This window comes from Dyadobacter sp. HNCC25DJ187, from assembly GCF_056895255.1.
Genome location: NZ_JBXHAT010000001.1, coordinates 1,103,605 through 1,122,480, shown reverse-complemented (window position 1 = coordinate 1,122,480; position 18,876 = coordinate 1,103,605). Strand labels below are relative to the sequence as shown.

Annotated in this window: 10 protein-coding genes; 8 read left to right on the top strand and 2 right to left on the bottom strand. The window is 42.9% G+C overall.

Annotated features, from left to right (window positions below; genetic code table 11):
• Positions 1-8 precede the first annotated feature (8 nt).
• Positions 9-617 (bottom strand): RNA polymerase sigma factor, encoded by a 609-nt coding sequence (locus AC1XUE_RS04550; protein ID WP_483354744.1) that lies wholly within the window; start codon positions 615-617, stop codon positions 9-11.
• Between the two features lie 222 nt (positions 618-839).
• Here AC1XUE_RS04550 and AC1XUE_RS04545 point away from each other — a divergent pair, with 222 nt between their 5' ends.
• Positions 840-1,259 (top strand): response regulator, encoded by a 420-nt coding sequence (locus tag AC1XUE_RS04545; protein WP_483354743.1) that lies wholly within the window; start codon positions 840-842, stop codon positions 1,257-1,259.
• Between the two features lie 64 nt (positions 1,260-1,323).
• Here AC1XUE_RS04545 and AC1XUE_RS04540 read toward each other — a convergent pair whose 3' ends face one another.
• Positions 1,324-5,232, bottom strand: coding sequence for a PAS domain S-box protein (locus AC1XUE_RS04540; RefSeq protein ID WP_483354742.1), 3,909 nt, complete (start codon positions 5,230-5,232; stop codon positions 1,324-1,326).
• Between the two features lie 386 nt (positions 5,233-5,618).
• Here AC1XUE_RS04540 and AC1XUE_RS04535 point away from each other — a divergent pair, with 386 nt between their 5' ends.
• The 7 genes from AC1XUE_RS04535 to AC1XUE_RS04505 all read left to right on the top strand — a co-directional run bounded on the left by AC1XUE_RS04535 (position 5,619) and on the right by AC1XUE_RS04505 (position 18,874).
• Positions 5,619-6,146, top strand: coding sequence for a (2Fe-2S)-binding protein (locus tag AC1XUE_RS04535; protein ID WP_483354741.1), 528 nt, complete (start codon positions 5,619-5,621; stop codon positions 6,144-6,146).
• On the top strand, positions 6,133-7,149 hold the full coding sequence (locus AC1XUE_RS04530; RefSeq protein ID WP_483354740.1) for an FAD binding domain-containing protein: 1,017 nt from the start codon (positions 6,133-6,135) through the stop codon (positions 7,147-7,149). Before AC1XUE_RS04535 ends, AC1XUE_RS04530 begins: the two co-directional genes overlap by 14 nt.
• Positions 7,150-7,215: 66 nt before the next feature.
• A complete protein-coding gene (locus AC1XUE_RS04525; protein ID WP_483354739.1) occupies positions 7,216-9,453 on the top strand; it encodes a xanthine dehydrogenase family protein molybdopterin-binding subunit in 2,238 nt (745 codons plus the stop codon).
• 279 nt (positions 9,454-9,732) lie between these two features.
• Positions 9,733-13,257 carry a PAS domain-containing protein gene (locus tag AC1XUE_RS04520; protein WP_483354738.1) on the top strand — a complete coding sequence of 1,175 codons (3,525 nt, stop codon included), beginning with the start codon at positions 9,733-9,735 and terminating at the stop codon, positions 13,255-13,257.
• Between the two features lie 221 nt (positions 13,258-13,478).
• Positions 13,479-13,865 (top strand): response regulator, encoded by a 387-nt coding sequence (locus AC1XUE_RS04515; protein ID WP_483354737.1) that lies wholly within the window; start codon positions 13,479-13,481, stop codon positions 13,863-13,865.
• Between the two features lie 220 nt (positions 13,866-14,085).
• Positions 14,086-15,378: a YihY/virulence factor BrkB family protein gene (locus AC1XUE_RS04510; protein WP_483354736.1), complete on the top strand. Its 1,293-nt coding sequence runs from the start codon at positions 14,086-14,088 to the stop codon at positions 15,376-15,378.
• Between the two features lie 280 nt (positions 15,379-15,658).
• Positions 15,659-18,874 carry a PAS domain-containing sensor histidine kinase gene (locus tag AC1XUE_RS04505; protein ID WP_483354735.1) on the top strand — a complete coding sequence of 1,072 codons (3,216 nt, stop codon included), beginning with the start codon at positions 15,659-15,661 and terminating at the stop codon, positions 18,872-18,874.
• The last annotated feature ends 2 nt before the right edge of the window (positions 18,875-18,876 follow it).

The following is an 18,876-nucleotide window of genomic DNA, read 5'->3' as shown; positions in this document are numbered from 1 at the left end:
GACTTTTTTTAAAATAAATTGGACATAAGTAAAAACATACTGATTGTCAGTCTTTTGCGAATGTAATTACTGATCGATTCTGTAGAAAGCTGCAGATATTTTTTCACCGTCTCGCGGGAAAGGCTCATACGATCGGCAATCTCAGTATACCGAAGTCCTTCATGCCGACTCATCAGATATACCAATTTTTGCTGTTGGGGTAAACGGTCAATGGCTTCATCAATAAGTATGTATCTTTCATTTGCTTCCTGTGGATCTTCCAATATCATTTCATTTGATAACTCCTCCAGGTCTGTAACAGCCACGTGTCTGGATGCCGTATTTTTCAGACAGTTCAATGCATGATTTTTTGAAATAATAAATAAGTAGCCTTGAAAATTATTGATTTCATTCAGGTTCGCTCTGTTGTTCCAGATCTTCAGAAATACATCCTGTACAATCTCTTCTGCTAATTCCCTGGATTTGGTAATACCATAAATGTAAGCACCCAGCTTATGATGATACAGGTCAAACAGCCTGCGAAATGCACGCTGGTCGCCTTCGGCTACCTGCCGCAAAACGTCGTTTTCTGCACAACTCGGAGTCAGGTTTACCATCTCTTTCAAAGTCTTTTGCATTAAAATGTTCAGGAAACTCCTTCGATATCAAAGCAAATGTAAGCCAATCATACTGTGTATGACGATATGTTTATATTTTAACCTGATATAATATTGTTTATTTTAAAAAATATGCATGTATATTCGCTGTCGTACAAATTTGACGCTTGTTGAACTTTCAGAAGGTTGTAAGTGTCTATGTTGTTAAGAATCATCTTCAACTTATACCAGCAAAACCATATAGTGAAACAGAGGAAAAATTTTCATGTACTGCTTGTCGAGGATGATATCGACGATCAGATGCTGATCGAAGAGGCGTTTCAGGATTCAGATACGCCTGTACATCTGGACTTTGCAACAGACGGACGTCAGGCTTTGGATATGCTCTCTAAGGAAGCCTACACACCGGACCTGATTCTGCTGGATCTCAATATGCCTGTGATGAATGGCTTTGAAGTACTGAGTCAGCTGCAATCCCGGAATCTTTCTTCCCGTACGCCAATAGTCATTTTAACAACTTCCTCTGACAAAGATCAGGTGAATCGTTCATATGATTTGGGTGCGAGCAGTTTTATCGTTAAGCCTAAAAAATATACCGAATTACAAGTAATGGCTGAAAATCTCAGAAGCTATTGGTTCCAGACAGTCGTACTGCCAACTTAGTACTTATCAGATGCAATCTAGTTGTTCATGTGCGATAGTTGATATTCAAAAGCATCATTGATGGTCATTTTTTCGGTTCCAGAAGAGCAATGACATATTGTATTTCCTGTGTCAACTGTGCATAGATTTCTTTTACTGTTGTGTAATCAAATGCCTTTGAATGCTCCAGTTGCATTGCCATTTTTGCTATGACATGAAGTCCTGCGGTAGCGGAAGTTCCGTAAAGTTTGTGTCCTATGCTCTTAATTAAACCCAGGTCTTCTCTGTCAAGGCCTGTTTTTAATTTTTCCAAAGAATCAGTAAGCTCATTTTTAACCAGTTGTATCACTTCCGAAACAATTTCCGGATCGTTACCAGCATATTTGGTAAGCTGATCGCGATCAAAATGAACGTCGGATGCAGCAGCAGCATCAGTGCTGGATGGGTTTTCGGAGGTTCCGTAGCCAAGCCACTTACTGAGCATAGCTCGAAGCACTTTCTCTATGATGGGTTTCACCATAAAATCGTCCATACCTGCTTGAAGACATCTTTCTCTTTCGTCCTTCACATTTCCGGCTGTTAATGCAACAATCGGAAGTCGACCCTTGTTCATAAGACGGATTTGCCGGGTGGCTTCCAGCCCATTCATTTCAGGCATTTGCATATCCATCAATATCAGATCCGGCCAAACCCTCTGGCAAGAATCAACGGCCTGAATGCCATTGTTTGCCTGCAATAGGATGGCATTAGGAAGAATTCTTTTCAATATGGTTTTCGCCAGCAGCATATTGACAGGATTGTCTTCAACGATCAGAATGCTATATTCCTCAGCGTTAGCCGCTGTATCCGTAAGCACATCTACAGTGGAGATGGTCTCCGGAGCAGGATTGTGTAGCTGAGCCAGGGCGCTGTACAGCTCCTTTACTTTCACAGGTTTTATCAATCTTTGTGATACAGCAAGTGCTTCGCTTTCAGATTTAACGATTTCTTTATCTGAAGAAGTCCAGAGTAAAACAATAGGCAAATCTTTGTGAGCATGGCCGGCTAATTGTCTTATTTTTCCTATCGTTTCCAAGCCGTCCCAATAAGGCATATGATAGTCGATCAGTGCTACATCAAAATGTTTTCCGGATGCAAGTTGTTGTATGGCTTCATAACCATTCTTTACCTGTAGCGAACTGATACCTTTTAATGCTAATATATCGGCGATGATCTGACGGTTATTTTCGTTGTCATCGACGATCAGGACACTTTTAATTTCATTGAGATTAGCGTAAAAATCTGGTTCCGCGTTAGCAGATTGTACAGTGATGTCAAAAAAGAAGTTACTGCCTTTCCCGGGAATACTTTCAACTTGCAACTGACTACCCATCATGGAAAGTAACTGATTAGATATGGTCAAACCCAGGCCTGTTCCGCCATATTTTTTTGTAGTGGAACCATCTTCCTGTGAAAAAGCTTCAAAAATTTTACTCTGCTTATCCGGCTTGATTCCTATTCCGGTATCTCTGACAGAAAAGCGTAACGTGGAGCTGTTTTCATCCCGACTTTTGGTGGTGATGCCCAGTTCTATCTCACCTTTTTCAGTAAACTTGGCTGCATTAGTGAGCAAATTGATAAGTATCTGCTTTAATCTGACAACGTCAATCCAAATATAGTCAGGTAAGTCGGATGGAAGATTCAATAGCATTTCCAATCCTTTGTTCTGAACCTGATAGGCGACAATATCTATAGTTTGCGCGCTTAGTTCATACAGATTGATCCGTTCGATATCCAGCTCGAGTTTGCCGGCTTCAATTTTAGAGAAATCCAGAATATCATTAATAATACTTAACAACGCATTGGCCGACTGGTTGACGATTGTCAGGTACTGCTGCTGAGTATCACTGAGCTTAGTTTCCAAAACAAGATCTGTAAAACCTATCACGCCGTTAAGCGGTGTTCGGATCTCATGACTCATGTTAGCCAAAAACTCTGATTTTGCCATGCTGGCCTCTTCAGCCAGAGTTTTAGCTGTTCTGAGCTGCTCACGTTGCTGTATTGCTTCTGTAACATCCTGTGTAAAAATCATAATGCCCCCAATGCTTCCGTCGAGCTGATACCAGGGGCGCATTTCCCACGCCACGTAACGCAGATTTGCATCGCCGACCCGAATAAAGGAATCCTGGTCATTTCTCTCAACGGCTCCGGCAAGAATGCGCTGATGTCTTTGCTTACCCTCCGAAGAGATATTCGGAAAAAGGTCGTAGTGTGAAACGCCAACCACTATTTTGTCCTGCAGCTGGTAATCTTCGAGCCATTTATTACTCGTGGCGATATACCTCATTTGCGTATCAAACATAGCTACCGAAGCGGGAGCGTGTTCGACAAAAGCAGATAGAATTGCCTTTGATTTAAGAACCTCAATCTGGATTTTCTTCTTATCGTCAATATCCTGAAAAGTTCCGTAGAGCCGATGACAAACACCGTCTTTCCATTCTGTTTTCCCTATCGCTCTCACCCACAGCTCATGGCCGTTTTTGTCTACAATCTGTAATTCATGACTCCAGGGAGTGCCATTTTTTAATGCTTTATCAACAGCGACCCTGATTATTTCCCGGCTTTCACCTTCCTTATAAAAGTTAATGGCGGTGTTGATATCTGGTTCAAATTCAGGACTTACGCCATGTATTTCTTTGGTTACAGAGGTCCAGTAGAGTTTCTGGTTATCCAGGTCAATTTGCCAACCGCCTATTCTGGCCATTTGGTTGGTTTCTTCCAGCATTTTTTTTGTTTGATACAGATTTGTTTCCATCTCAAACCTTTCAGTAATATCGAGTCCATTCGCGATCACATATATCTCTCCGTCTGCTGACTTCTCCAGTGCGTTACTGAACATCCAAGTCTGTCTGAATCCCTCTTTGTGAATCATAGTCACCTGTCCCTGCGCTGATCCTTCCCTGCGTACCTGTTCGAGATAGGCACTCAGTGCAGCATGTCTACTTTTGGGAATGAGATCATACAATGTCTGGCCAATCAATTCCTCAGAGGAATATCCCAGCATTTTGGCACCGGCGCGGTTTACTGACAAAAATTTTCCTTTCAGATCGTGGGTACTCATGAGTCCCAGGGAGTTTTCGAAAAATGCGCGTAACCTCGATTCACTGTCAGAAAGTTTTAATTCTCTGATCAAGTCCTCTGTGAGATCCCTACCAACCGCAAACAGATTTTCGGTGCCCTTTTCTGGCGATGCAGCCCATTCAATACTTCTATATCCCCCGTTTGAAGCACGTATTCTGGTAACAAAATTTTGAACCTGATTTCCCTTGCGGATAGTGTCGATCTTTTCGGTCGCCGCCGGGTGGTCGTCAGGATGTATCAGATCAAACAGAGACGTAGTCGTTAACAGATTTGAATCAATCCCTATCAGCTGCTGAAATGCAGGATTGACTTTTCGTAAGAAGCCATCTGTTCCGGCAATACATATCAGATCCGGAGATAGTTGGAACAGGTTTTCAAAATTTTTCAGCTCATCTTTTTGTCTGCGCTCTACAATAAGCCCTATTACTTCCTTAGACAGTAATTGCAGTGCTCTTTTTTGTTTATCAGAGAGATATTTGGGTACCCGGTCAATGACACAAATTGTTCCCAGATTATATCCCGATGGGTCAGTAAGCGGGTATCCGGCATAAAATCGAAGATGTGGTTCGTCAGTTACCAACGGATTATTACTAAACCGAATGTCATTTTGAGCATCCTGCACCTCGAACAGGGTATTATGCATGATTGTATGCTGGCAGAACGCAATCGTTCTGGGAGTCTCATTGATTTCCAGACCAACTTTCGATTTGAACCATTGACGCTTTTCATCCAGGAGCGTTATAAGAGCAATTGGCGTATCACAAATGATAGATGCCAGTTCAGTAATCCTATCAAATTCCTCTTCATTTAAGGAATTAAGTATATGGTAGTTTTTTAAAGCTTCAAGACGTTCTTTCTCGTTTTCAGGTTGCATGATAGTAGTGTCTGTTTATTCAGAAAAATGGGGTTTAGATATATATTGTACAATACAGACGGCAAAATATATAAAACTATTTCTACATCGCCCAATTACGCTATTTGCTAATCTTAAAGTAAATATATTTTTAGGTAGTACTATGCTATAGTTTCAAATTATTCTCAATAAAATTCAAATTTTATTTGGCGGTTGTTTAACAATATTCGTGCCTGCTGAAAATAAATTAACTAATAATGAATTTGTTCACTTTGTGGACTTACTGATTTTACTTGTAATATTTCTACCTGATATGCGCTGCATAGATTTCGGATAGTCCGAGCCCATTATTTCACTTGGCACACTTCTTATACTTGGTGGCCCATGTATTTTAAACGGATAAACGAATGAAGTCAAACTTGCAAACAGACGGTACCTCTGAGCTTAAAGGTTTATCGTCACAAGTAGTCAGATTAAACATCAATGAAGCATGGCGTGATCTAACGCTACTTCCTTGGGTGAGCCTGCTGGATGCACTGCGCGAACATGCGGATCTGACCGGAACAAAAAAAGGATGTGATCATGGCCAGTGCGGGGCATGTACGGTGCTGTGCGACGGTAAGCGAATACTGAGTTGTCTGACGCTGGCCGTTATGAAAGACGGATCAGAAATTACGACCATCGAAGGGATTGGTAAACCAGAGAAGCTTCATCCTTTACAGCAGGCGTTTATTGATCGTGACGCTTTTCAATGCGGTTATTGTACGCCCGGTCAGATCTGCAGTGCTATAGGTATGTTGGAGGAAGGCAAGGCCAACACACGTGAAGAGGTGAAGGAGCTAATGAGCGGTAACCTGTGTCGTTGTGGCGCAAATACCAATATTATTGATGCAATCATGGACGTTAAAATGCAGGCAAACTATGAATCACTTTGAATATGTAAAGGCGCCGGATCTGCAAGCTGCAATTCGGAAGAACAGTGAACAATCCGGATCCAGGTTCATTGCAGGCGGAACGAACCTGATTGATCTGATGAAATACAATATCACCAATGCCGATGTTCTGATAGATATCAATCAATTGGGTGATGAGTCAGTTACTGAACTTGAAAATGGAGGGGTTCGAATCAGTGCTATGCTTACCAATGCCGATACCGCCTACCACCCTCTGATTGCCGACAGATATCCGCTTTTGTCACGTGCGATTCTCGCTGGTGCTTCAGCACAGATACGAAACATGGCAACCAATGGCGGTAATCTGCTACAGAGAACAAGATGTTATTATTTTTACGACGTAAATACGGCCTGTAACAAAAGAGAGCCTGGATCAGGTTGTTCAGCAATTGGTGGATACAATCGTATCATGGCAATTATGGGCACCAGTGAGCAATGTATTGCTGTTTTTCCTTCGGATATGTGTATTGCTTTGTCGGCTCTTGATGCAGTTGTAAATCTTACAGGGCCAAAAGGAGACAGGTCCATAGCTTTTACAGAATTTCACCGTTTGCCGGGTGAGACTCCACATATCGATAATAATCTGGGCGATGGAGAGGTCATCACAAGCATTGATCTTCCGGCGACTGGTTTTTCTAACCATTATTCTTATTTGAAGTTAAGAGACCGCAATTCATATGCATTTGCACTCGTATCGGTGGCAACTGGTTTTGATTTGCAGAACGGAATAATCGCAGAAGCCAGGCTGGCACTGGGAGGTGTGGCGCACAAACCATGGCGTGCTGTGGAGGCTGAAATGTATCTTAGGGACAAGGAGCCGATCAGAGAACATTTTGAGCAAGCAGCGCAGATTGCATTAGTCTCAGCAATTGGTTATGAATATAATAGCTTTAAGATAGAGCTGGCCAAAAGGGCAATCGTAAGGAACTGTATGATGGCACTTGATCCGCTGTCTCAGCTTCCCGGAGCGCAGCCATCCTGTTAACAGGAAATTATCAGGTTACAGTACCTTCACCAAGGTGCTGAATTTTCATCTCATTCATCATGAATTATGCCAATTTCATCATCAATAGGACAATCGATCAACAGGTTGGAAGGACCTTTGAAAGTTACAGGAACAGCCAGGTATTCCGGAGATTATAACATTGCCGGACTACTATACGGTTACGTGGTTAACAGCACCATTACCAAGGGCGAAATTAAAGCTTTTAATACGGATAAGGCAGAACTGCTTCCAGGGCTGATAGCCATTTTTACACATGAGAACAGACCGGATCTGGCTTGGTTTAATCAAATGTATTCTGATATGGACGCTCCTCCGGGCTCGCCCTTCAGACCGCTTTACGATAATAAAGTTTTATATAACGGGCAGCCCATTGCACTGGTTGTGGCTGAAACATTTGAAATTGCACGACATGCAGCAGCACTCATTGAAGTAAGTTACAGTATTGATACTTTTACGATCAATCTGGAAGAAAACCTGCACAATGCACATGCTCCGGCTGTGGGTATGGCTACGATGCTGAAACCCCCACCACCGAAGCCGCAGGGCGATTTCGAGAAGGCATTTGATGCTTCGTTTGCCCAGGTTTCTGCCAAATACAAACATGGTACCGAGCACCACAATCCGCTTGAGTTATTTGCAACCACCACCATTTATGAAGGGGATGGTAAATTAACTATCTATGACAAAACGCAAGGCACCGTCAATAGTCAGTTGTATGTCGGAAATGTCTTCGGGCTCCATTACAAAGATGTGAGGGTTGTTTCGCCTTACGTTGGCGGAGCATTTGGTTCAGGATTGCGGCCTCAATACCAGCTTTTTATGAGTGTTATGGCTGCTTTACATTTGAAGAAGCCGGTAAGAGTAACGCTTGACCGCAGCCAGATGTTTACTTTTGGTCACAGACCACCGACTATTCAGCATACCCGCTTTGGTGCACAGGCAGACGGAAAGCTGACAGCTATGAATCATGGGGCTGTTGCGGAAACATCGCGTTTCGAAGATTACACTGAAGTTGTAGTCAATTGGGCACATATGTTGTATCCTGCTCCCAATACACTGATGGAATACAAACTTGTCAATCTGGATGTGTATAGCCCGCTGGATATGCGCTCTCCCGGAGGTAGCACCGGGCTTCATGCCATTGAAAGTACCATGGATGAATTGTCATATAAACTCAATATTGATCCGGTAGAGCTCCGTCTTATCAACTATGCCGAAACAGACGAGAGCATGGGGCGTCCATATAGTAGTAAGGAATTGAGAAAGTGTTACCTGGAAGGAGCTGAAAAATTTGGCTGGAAAAAAAGAAATCCACAACCACGTTCGATGCGCAAAGGGAATAAGCTGATAGGTTACGGAATGGCGACAGGAATATGGGAAGCCAATCATTTGCCAGCCCGTGCAGAGGCAAAAATTAATAAAGAAGGAAAGCTGGTTGTGAAAAGCGCAGTGACTGATATCGGTACGGGAACAAAAACGATTATGGCGCAGATTGCAGCAGATGAGTTTGGGATGGCTATGGATGACGTCGATTTTCTATATGGTGACAGTAAAAAGCCATTTGCGCCCATACAAGGTGGCTCATTTACAACTTCTACGGTGGGATCGGCTATACTAGCGGCTAGCAAGGCTTTGAGAAAAAAATTATTCAAAAAAGCGCTTGAAATGCCCGATAGCCTGTTAAAGGGAACGAAGCTAGAGGATACAGTATTCACAAATGGACGTATTGAAGTTAAATCCGACCCCGGACGTTCTGTATCATTCATAGACATTATTGCGTTTAACAACGGCAGGTCAATAAAGACGACGAATTTGTCTGTACCTAATGTTTTTAAGCTGAAAAAATACTCTCGGGCAGCGCACAGCGCAGTTTTTGTTGAGGTGGAAGTGGATGAAGAGCTGGGAATCATTAATGTGACCAGAGCGCTTACAGCTGTTGCTGCAGGCAGAATAATCAATCCGAAAACTGCACGCAGTCAGATTTTGGGAGGTATGGTCTGGAGTATCAGCAAGGCTTTAAGGGAAGAAACGATCAGTGATTACGGACTGGGCAAGTACATGAACCAGAACCTGGCTGAGTACCATATACCGGTTCATGCCGATATTCATGATCTGGATGTTATGTTTGTTGAAGAACATGATTCTGTGATCAATGAACTGGGAACAAAAGGGGTAGGAGAGATTGGACTGGTAGGCATGCCGCCAGCCATCGCAAATGCGATCTATCATGCTACAGGAAAAAGAATTAACGAATTCCCGATACATTTTGAGTATCTGCTGTAGGTAGTCCGGAAATATATAAATATGCGATCAATCGAAAATCCGCAGGTCATTATGAAGTGAACTTGCGGATTTTTTTGTGTTTGGAAAGTCTTTATCTGTAAAAATATTATCATCAAATCATGCTAATGCAGATCACTTACGGCTTTCATTGAATCCTATTAAACCTATAAGTTGTAGCCCACATAAGTAAAATTCGGGGACATATGGAAATACGCTGAAAAGCAGATAGCTTTATATCGTGATCGATATAAGATCCAGGACTTTGTTATTTTAAGAATTATGCCGGAGCGCAGGACACATGCTTTTTCCCAGGATATAGATCAACTCAAGGCTGCGTTAAGTGTAGCTGGAATAGGCATCTGGGAGGTTGATATTGCCAACAATATGGTGTATTGGGACGATCGTTGCTGCGAGCTGATCGGATTGGAAAAGCAGCATGCCATACCTTTCGATCAATCTTATCAATACATCTATCCGGAAGATTTACCCTATGTAACGGCATTACTTAACGCTGCAATACGAGGTGAAAATGGCGGAGCCTATGATGCTACCTACAGGACAGTAGGTGCAGATGATCTTGTACGCTGGGTTCATTTTACCGGTTCTTCCTATACCGACGAGGCAGGTCAGGTGCAGCGTTTAGGGGGGGTGGCACGGGATGTTACCATTCGGCACCAAGCCCAGCAGCAGGCAACTGAAAGTGAGGAGTTTATCGAGTTTCTAAGCAACTCTGTACCTGCTATGATTTTCTACCTTGATGATCGGCAGTGTTATAAATCCTACAATAATACATTCATGCAATGGTACGGTGTTGGTGAAACAGAGGCCATTGGTGTGCATGTCAGGAACTTTATTGGCGAAGCGGCTTACGCACGGATATATCCCCGTCTGATAAAAGCATATGCAGGCGAGCAAGTTAGCTTTGAAATGCCTGCCCCTAACAGAATTGGTACAGATAGATGGTTGAGTATTGTATATACACCAGACATTCAGGAAGACGGAACAATAGCCGGTATTATCATACATGCAACGGATGCAACAGATAATAAAAGGACTGAAATTGCACTTCGTGAAAGTGAATCCAGATTTCGGACTATATTCGAACAGGCGCCTATGGGAATAGCACTGGCGGAGGGGAGGGATATGGTGATTACACTTGGGAATGACCGCATGTTTGAAATATGGGGTAAAAGTGCTGATATGACCGGTTGGCCAATTTTACAGATACTTCCTGAGCTTGAAGGGCAACCATTTATACAGCTGATGCAGGACGTATATGACACAGGTATTCCCTACTTCGGCGCAGCTACACTGGCTATATTGAAGCGGAAGGGGGTATTGGAAGAAGCATACTTCGATTTTGTTTATACACCTATCAGGAATGATAGCGGAGAAGTGACGGGTGTGATGACGCTTGCTACTGAAGTAACCAGTCGTGAGATATCCAACCAAGCCATTGCAAATAGTGAGGCCAGGTTTCGTTCTTTAATCGAACAAGCTCCCGTTGCGACTTGCCTTTTTACAGGCCGGGAATTCAAAATTGAAGTGGCCAACGACAAGATGATCAGTGTATGGGGCAAAGACAGTTCAGTTATTGGCAGGCCGTTAGGTGAGGTAGTCCCTGAGCTCGTTGGACAACCCTTTTTTGATATACTCGATCAGGTTTACACGACAGGAGTCGCTTATTCTTCCACAGCAGCTCCGGCAGATCTGATTGTTAACGGAGTATTGTCCACGTACTATTTCAATTTTACGTATAAGCCGCTCTTTGATAGCAAGGGGCAGGTCTATGGGATCATTGATATGGCCGTGGATGTTACAGAGCAGGTGCTAGCCATACAAGCTACGGAAAAAAGTGAGGCCAGATTCAGGTCATTAATTGAAGAAGCTCCTATTGCAACCTGTTTGTTTCTCGGGAAAGAAATGAAAATAGAGGTGGCTAATGAAACATTTTTGAAGTTTATAGGAAAGGATGATTCTGTAATTGGAAAGCCCCTGCTTGCAGCCATGCCAGAACTAAAGGATCAGCCATTTCTTGATATTTTAGATCACGTATACACATCAGGTGAATCTTACAGTGCAACCGGTGCCCCGGCCGTTATTGATATAGATGGTAAGGTCGTTACACACTATTTTGATTTCACTTACAAGCCCCTTCGTGACGAGGATGATCAGGTTTATGGTATTTTGGAGGTGTCTGCCAACGTAACGCCCCAAATACTTGCACACCAGGCGTTGGAAGAGAAGGAGATTATTCTCAATAATGCTGTAGAACTGGCAGAATTGGGGAACTGGACGGTTTATCTTCCCGATGGAAGAACCACGCTGGCTCTAAGAATGGCCGAGTGGTTCGGCGTTCAGATGGCCGAGGCAGATATCAATGTTTTTATCCAGTCAATCCTTGAGGAAGATCGCTCACGTGTACTTGATGCGCTTTTTCGTACGCAGGACGCAGAGTCAGATGGCTGGTTCAGGGAGGAATACACGGTTGTTAGTCCGCAGACAGGCCAGAGAAGAATAATCAGTGCCATAGGGCGATCGTTTTTTGACAAAGCAGGCAAACCTTATAAGATTGAAGGCACGGCACAGGATATTACGTCTGATCGGCTGCATCAGTATGAACTGGAGCAAAAAGAAGCTGCTTTCAGAAATGCAATTGAGCTCGCCGAGCTTGGCACCTGGACTGTAGATTTGGCTACAGACACTGTCGTATATTCAGAAAGGCTGAAAAACTGGCTCGGTGGCGCGTTGCCGGACTCAGACCTTGGGGCTTTGTCGCATGTGCATCCTGATGATCAGGAAAGGATAGGGATTGCTTTGTCAAAGGCTACTGCCGATAACGGAAGATTCGATGAAATATATAAACTTGCTGGTAGTCCTGATGATCAAACGCGTGTTGTACATTCCAGCGGAAAAGTTCATTTTAATAAAGAAGGCGATCCGATCCGGATTGTGGGTACCGCGCAGGATATTACCGTACAACAGGATTTAAAAGCAGCTCTGGAAGCGCAGGTTCATATACGGACAGAAGAATTGCAGCTGGCCAATTACGAACTGGCCGGAACTAATGAATTACTGGTGCGTTCAAATGAAGAGCTGGCCCAGTATGCGTATGTTGCAAGTCATGATTTGCAGGAGCCATTGAGAAAGATCCAGGTTTTTACAGACATGCTTTCCTCGGATGATATGCTCTCAGCGCCTGCCAAGGACCTTGTGTCGAAAATATTTGCATCAGCGGAACGCATGAGAATGTTAATTATCAATCTGCTGGACTTTTCACAATTATCTAAATCCGAATCTCCTTTTCACCTTATTGATCTGAATTTGATTGTCCGGAACGTGTTCATTGATTTTGAATTGGTCGCTCAGGAAAAGGACGCTGTATTCCGATTGGATAAGTTGCCATCTGTTGAGGCTGTAAGTCTTCAGATGAACCAGTTGTTTTATAATCTGATCAGTAATAGTCTTAAATTTACCAAACCTCACGAGCCTCCTGTAATCTCCATTTCCTGTGACATTTGCCCGGCTGATCTGGTAAAAGCCAATATCAAATTTCCACATCCTTTTGCTACCTATTATCGAATTTGTGTTCAGGATAATGGTATAGGGTTCGAAAAGCAATATGCCGATCAGATTTTTGAAATATTCAAACGACTGCATGGTCGCAAAAGCTATCCCGGATCAGGCATTGGCTTAGCATTATGCAGAAGGATTGTATCAAACCATGGTGGTGCGCTGCTAACTGAATCCACACCTGGAAAAGGGACATGCTTTTGGCTGATATTGCCTGACAAACAATCCTGAACTTAACACAAGGCTGCGGATCGGAGTGCACTGGTTATATATTTTGCCCTGATTTAATTAGTTTTATTAATTCTAAATTCGGATAATGTCGTAATACTAGTATTATTTGTACAACAAATTGTTGTTTTATAGTAATAATTTTATTGTTTGGTCTGATTCTTTTGAAAACGGTTTTATGTGATTCTAAGATTTAATAACTTCGGACATTCCTTTCATTGCGTATGAAAATAGCTATAATCGACGACGATCCTATATTCCAGATTTTACTGAATAAGCTGATTCAAAAAATGCCATCCGATAATGTTGTCCAACAATATACAAACGGTCGCATGGCAGCAGAATTTATAGCAGAATTTTCGGAAACCGTAAATGTATTGCCAGAACTGATCTTTCTGGATATTAACATGCCCGAAATGAATGGTTGGCAATTTTTGGAAGCACTAAGGACTTTGTCGATTAAAGACTATAGCCCTGTCATATATTTGTCAAGTTCATCATTGGACGACAAGGATTATCTTCGGGCGAAGTCCTTTGCAGAGCTCAAAGGCTTTCTGAACAAACCAATCTCATTTCCTGAACTTTCACATATTCTCGAGTCATTTAGTTAAAAATGATTCTTCCTTTCTCTTTCAGCCCGATAACCGATACTACATCAGGGTCATAAAAGCCAATACGAGTAAATAACTTTTATATTTTGCTGATTTGAGTCATTTCCGTACTAGCCGCGGGTCTGATCCGATTTACCCGATTCTGGCATAATTTTTATCCCCACAGGGAGAATGGTCGTAATATCTACACCTGGTTACACGAGAAAAAGCAGCACAAAATATGGTAAAGGTCAAATTTATTATCTCTCTTCTTAAGGATAGTTTATCAGAGTTCATAGAGGATAACTGTATGAAGCTCGCTGCCGCGTTATCCTATTATACCATTTTTTCTCTGGCGCCTTTGTTGTTGCTGATAATTTCCATTGTAAGTATTTTCTTTGGCAAGGAAGCATTCGAAGGAGAATTATATGCCCAGATCAGTGGCCTTGTGGGGAGCCAAGCATCCCTTCAGGTTCAGGAAATTGTAAAGAATGCTGCCCTTACCAATAAGTCGTCTACTGCGGCTATCATCGGTGCTGTAACTTTGGCCATTGGTGCTACAGCGGTGTTCGCAGAAATTCAGGATTCTATTAACTACATCTGGTCCATCAAGTCAAAACCTAAGAAAAGCTGGCTCCAATACCTGAAAAACAGGTTACTTTCCTTTTCGGTGATTATCACGCTGGGATTCCTGATGATTGTGTCGTTGGGGATCAATGCGATGGTAGATTTACTTAGCAGCAGGTTGGAACGCTACTTTTCCGAAGGTTCGGTGGTGTTATTCTCTATCTTAAATGTAGCGTTGGTACTGGCAATTATTACTGCGCTTTTCACAGTGATTTTTAAAATTCTTCCGGATGGGAAAGTCCGCTGGAAAGAGTGCCTTGTAGGGGCAGGATTTACCGCTGTCCTTTTTGCAATTGGTAAGTTTGGCATCAGTTTTTATCTGGGGCAATCAGATCTGGGAGCGACTTACGGGGCTTCTGCTTCCATTGTAATTTTATTGACCTGGATATATTACTCCTCTATTATTCTTTATTTCGGAGCTGAATTCACAAAGGTTTATGCAAAATCTGATGGTATGGCCATCAAACCCAATGATCATGCAGTTTTAATTGTCCGCAGAGAAGCAGAGCAAAATGATCCGGTTGTAGAAAAGGCGCAGGAAGGAGTTGCCAAAGTTGTGGCTGTGTTGAGACCGGAGGCAATCAAACATAAGATGATTGACACTGTAACTTCCTTCGTGGATGATAAGATCAACGGGATCAGAACAGTGATTAACACAACCGTCTCCAAGCTGACTTCACCGGTTCTCTTTTACACTGTCGGTTTTGTTATGTTTTTGATGATATTGATCGTAGGTACACTGATCGTCGGTCGTTTGTTAAACCAATGGCTTAATAGCGATTATCTGGGTTATGTAATTCTGCTTGGCATTTGTTTGGTAACCGCAGCAACAACAGTAATGTTTGGTTCAAAAATCCAGCTTTTTTTCCGAAAGACCTTATTCCGCTTTCTTCAGGACAAAATTTGATTTTGTGGCAGTCCTGTTCAAATAAGGAAGGCGTTTTCAGCGCTGATTGCTTTCATGTATGGGTTTGACCACAGGCCAGCTCCATTCAACATTCGTGGTATATCAGGCGCCTTTGGGTTTGTTGGCTACGCATAGCCGTAAGGGTTACTTCTAAATGGTGCATTCCGGACATATCCAATGTCTGAAATTGGCATGATGTTTATAGTTTTCATTGTATATATCGGGCTGATGGGCGTATATTGTCCGGACCCTAAAACCAATACCAATTAAACAATACCACATGGAAGGCAGTGCAGAGCCATTTAATACCGATAATTATTTAGAAATTAAGAGATTAGAGCTCGCGCTCGAGTCTGCGGGTATAGGAACATGGGAATTGGATCTTCGAAATATGCAGTTTCGTTGGTGCCGGAGAGCCAAGTCGCTGTTCGATTTTATTGGTGATGATGTGGTGCAGTTGGACGATATGTTGACTCTGGTAGATATTGATCTACAAGATTTATTTAAAAGAACACTGCTGAATGCGAAGTCAGAGGAATCCTTTTCTATTGAAATCAGCGTGCACGGCATAGACAACCAGCTACCCAAGTGGGTGCTTTGCAGAGGTAAAGCACATCAGGATGCTGCCGATACCCTACCACGCATACTTGGAACTTTTACAGACATAACCCATGAAATACATCTTCGGGACGAAAAATTAAAAACCAGCAAACAAAGTCAGTTATTTAAAAGTGTCGTTGAACAAGCTCCTATGGCCATCGGCCTGCTCCAGGGGCAGCAACTTACTGTAGAGCTGGGGAATGAGAAGATATTCGAAATGTGGGGAAAATCCAGCTCAATTACGGGAATGCCGTTAGCAGATGCACTGCCCGAAATTGAAGGACAGGGGTTTCTGGAATTACTCGATGAGGTTTATCAAACTGGCAGGCCCTATTTTGGTACTGGTGCACCGGTGACGTTGCAAAGGAATAATAGGACAGAACAGGCACATTTTGATTTTGTCTATTCTCCTGTTCGGAATCATGAGGGAGCTGTTACCGGAATCCTGATTATGGCTACCGAAGTGACTGAGCAGTATAATGCTATTGCCAGGCTTGAGGAAAGTGAACTGAAATTTCGTACGCTAATTGAACAAATGCCTGTTGGAGTCAGCCTTTTTACAGGCAAGGAGATGATCGTGGAACTGATCAATCAACCCATGATTGAGTATTGGGGTAAAGATAGTTCTGTGATCGGGAAACCACTTCATAAAGCACTTCCTGAGCTTGAGGGCCAACCTTTCCTTCAGCTGCTAGCGGATATTTATGAAAACGGAAACACATTTACATCTGTTGACGCACCGGTCGATCTGGTGGTAGATGGAGTTTTACAGCGTTTTTATTTTACATATACATATAAGCCACTGTTTGACGAGTCGGGTAAAGTGTATTCGATCATTGATATGTCGATTGATGTGACTGAACAGGTCCTGGCTAAAAAGGCACTTCAGGAAAGTGAGGCTAAACTTAAATCTGTGATCGCTTCTGCACCGGCTGCAATCGGACTGTTTGTAGGGAGAGAATTGAAAGTTGAAATGCCTAATCAATCTTTTATTGATATCGTAGGAAAGGGGCCAGACATCGTGGGCAAGCCACTTAGCGAGGTGATGCCCGAACTGCACAACCAGCCTTTTCTGCAAATTCTTGATGATGTCTTTACTACCGGAGTTACCTATCAGAGTTACAGTACGCAGGTTGACATCGTACAACATGGTGTGATGAGCCATAATTATTACGATATCACTTATTCACCGCTTTTCGACGGTGATGGACATGTGTATGCAATACTCGACATCGCTATTGATGTAACTAACAGGGTAAATGTAGAAAAACAGATACACGAAAGCCAGTTGCAACTATTGTCACTTTTTGAGCAATCTCCGGTAGGCGTTGCAATGATTGCGAAGCAGGATCTAATGTTCACAATGGCTAATCCATTTTACTGCAAGTTAGTAGGGCGCAGTGCAACTGAAATTGTAGGAAAGCCCCTGATGGAAGCACTACCGGAAATGCAGGGTCAGGGCTTCGACGAGTTGCTCAACAATGTAATCGACACGGGTATACCATTTCATTCGAAAGAGCAATCAGTAGATATTGCTTATGATGATGTGTTGGAAACTATTTATGTAGATCTTACCTATCAGCCACAGCGCAATACAGAGGGGACGATTATAGGTGTATTAGTGGTAGCGACGGATTTGACTGAGCAGGTAAGAAGCAGAAAAAGACTACAGCAAACCGAAATATTTTTGAGAGGAGCCATAGAGCTTGCTGAATTGGGTACTTATTCCATTCATGTTGAAACAGGCAGTGTAGAATGTTCGGATCGTCTGAAAGAGTGGTTTGGACTGCGGGACCATCGGGAGATCACTGATCAGATGATTTATGATGTTGTAGCAGAGACAGACCTGCCAGCACTGCTGGGTGCCATTGACCATGCCCTGGCTCCGGGGACAAACGGTGTGTATGATATTGAGTATAACCTTGATCCGATAAAAGCAGGTGCACCTAGAATTCTCCATGCACAGGGTAAAGTATTGTATGGTCAAAATCATGAACCAGTGACCATTATCGGGTCGATCCAGGATGTAACTAATCAGAGAATTACTGAATTGTCTCTGGAAGGGCAGGTCCAGGAAAGGACTGAGCAGTTGGAAGCAACGAATGAAGAATTGGCGGCGATCAATGAAGAATACATGGCAACCAATGAGGAACTTTCCGAGCTGAATAATTTATTAAAACAGTCGAACGTTAACTTACAACAGTTTGCTTACGTAGCTTCGCATGACTTACAGGAGCCATTACGTAAAATCCAGTCCTTTTCGACGCTTTTGGTGGATCGTTATGGCCCCAAGCTTGCTGACGGAATGGATTATCTTATGCGGATGCAGGCTGCCGCTAAAAGAATGTCAGAGTTGATTGATGATCTTCTGGCGTTTTCAAGAGTGACCTCACCCAAAAGTGTACAAGGGAAGCTATCCTTAACAAAAATAGTTTCAGGCGTATTGAATGATCTCGAAATTGCCATACAGGAATCACATACGCACGTTATAGTAGGAGCGTTACCCGAATTGCAGGGTGATAGTACTCAGTTATCACAGTTGTTTCTGAACCTGATCAGCAATGCGATCAAATTTAGAAAGCCTGATGTACATCCCCAGATTATCGTGGAGAACAAGCTCGTTTATCACTATGAATTACCTGCAGGAGTTAAACCCACACGTACATCAAGTTCTTACTATCAGATTGATGTGATCGACAATGGTGTTGGATTTGAACAACAGTATGCAGAGCGTATTTTCCAATTATTTCAGCGCCTGCATGGTCGGAGCGAATATTCCGGGACCGGTATTGGTTTGGCAATTTGCGAGCGGGTGGTAAGTAACCATGGTGGTGCAATCACAGCGACAAGCAAACCCGGAGAAGGGGCTACATTCAGTGTGTTTCTACCTTTGTAATT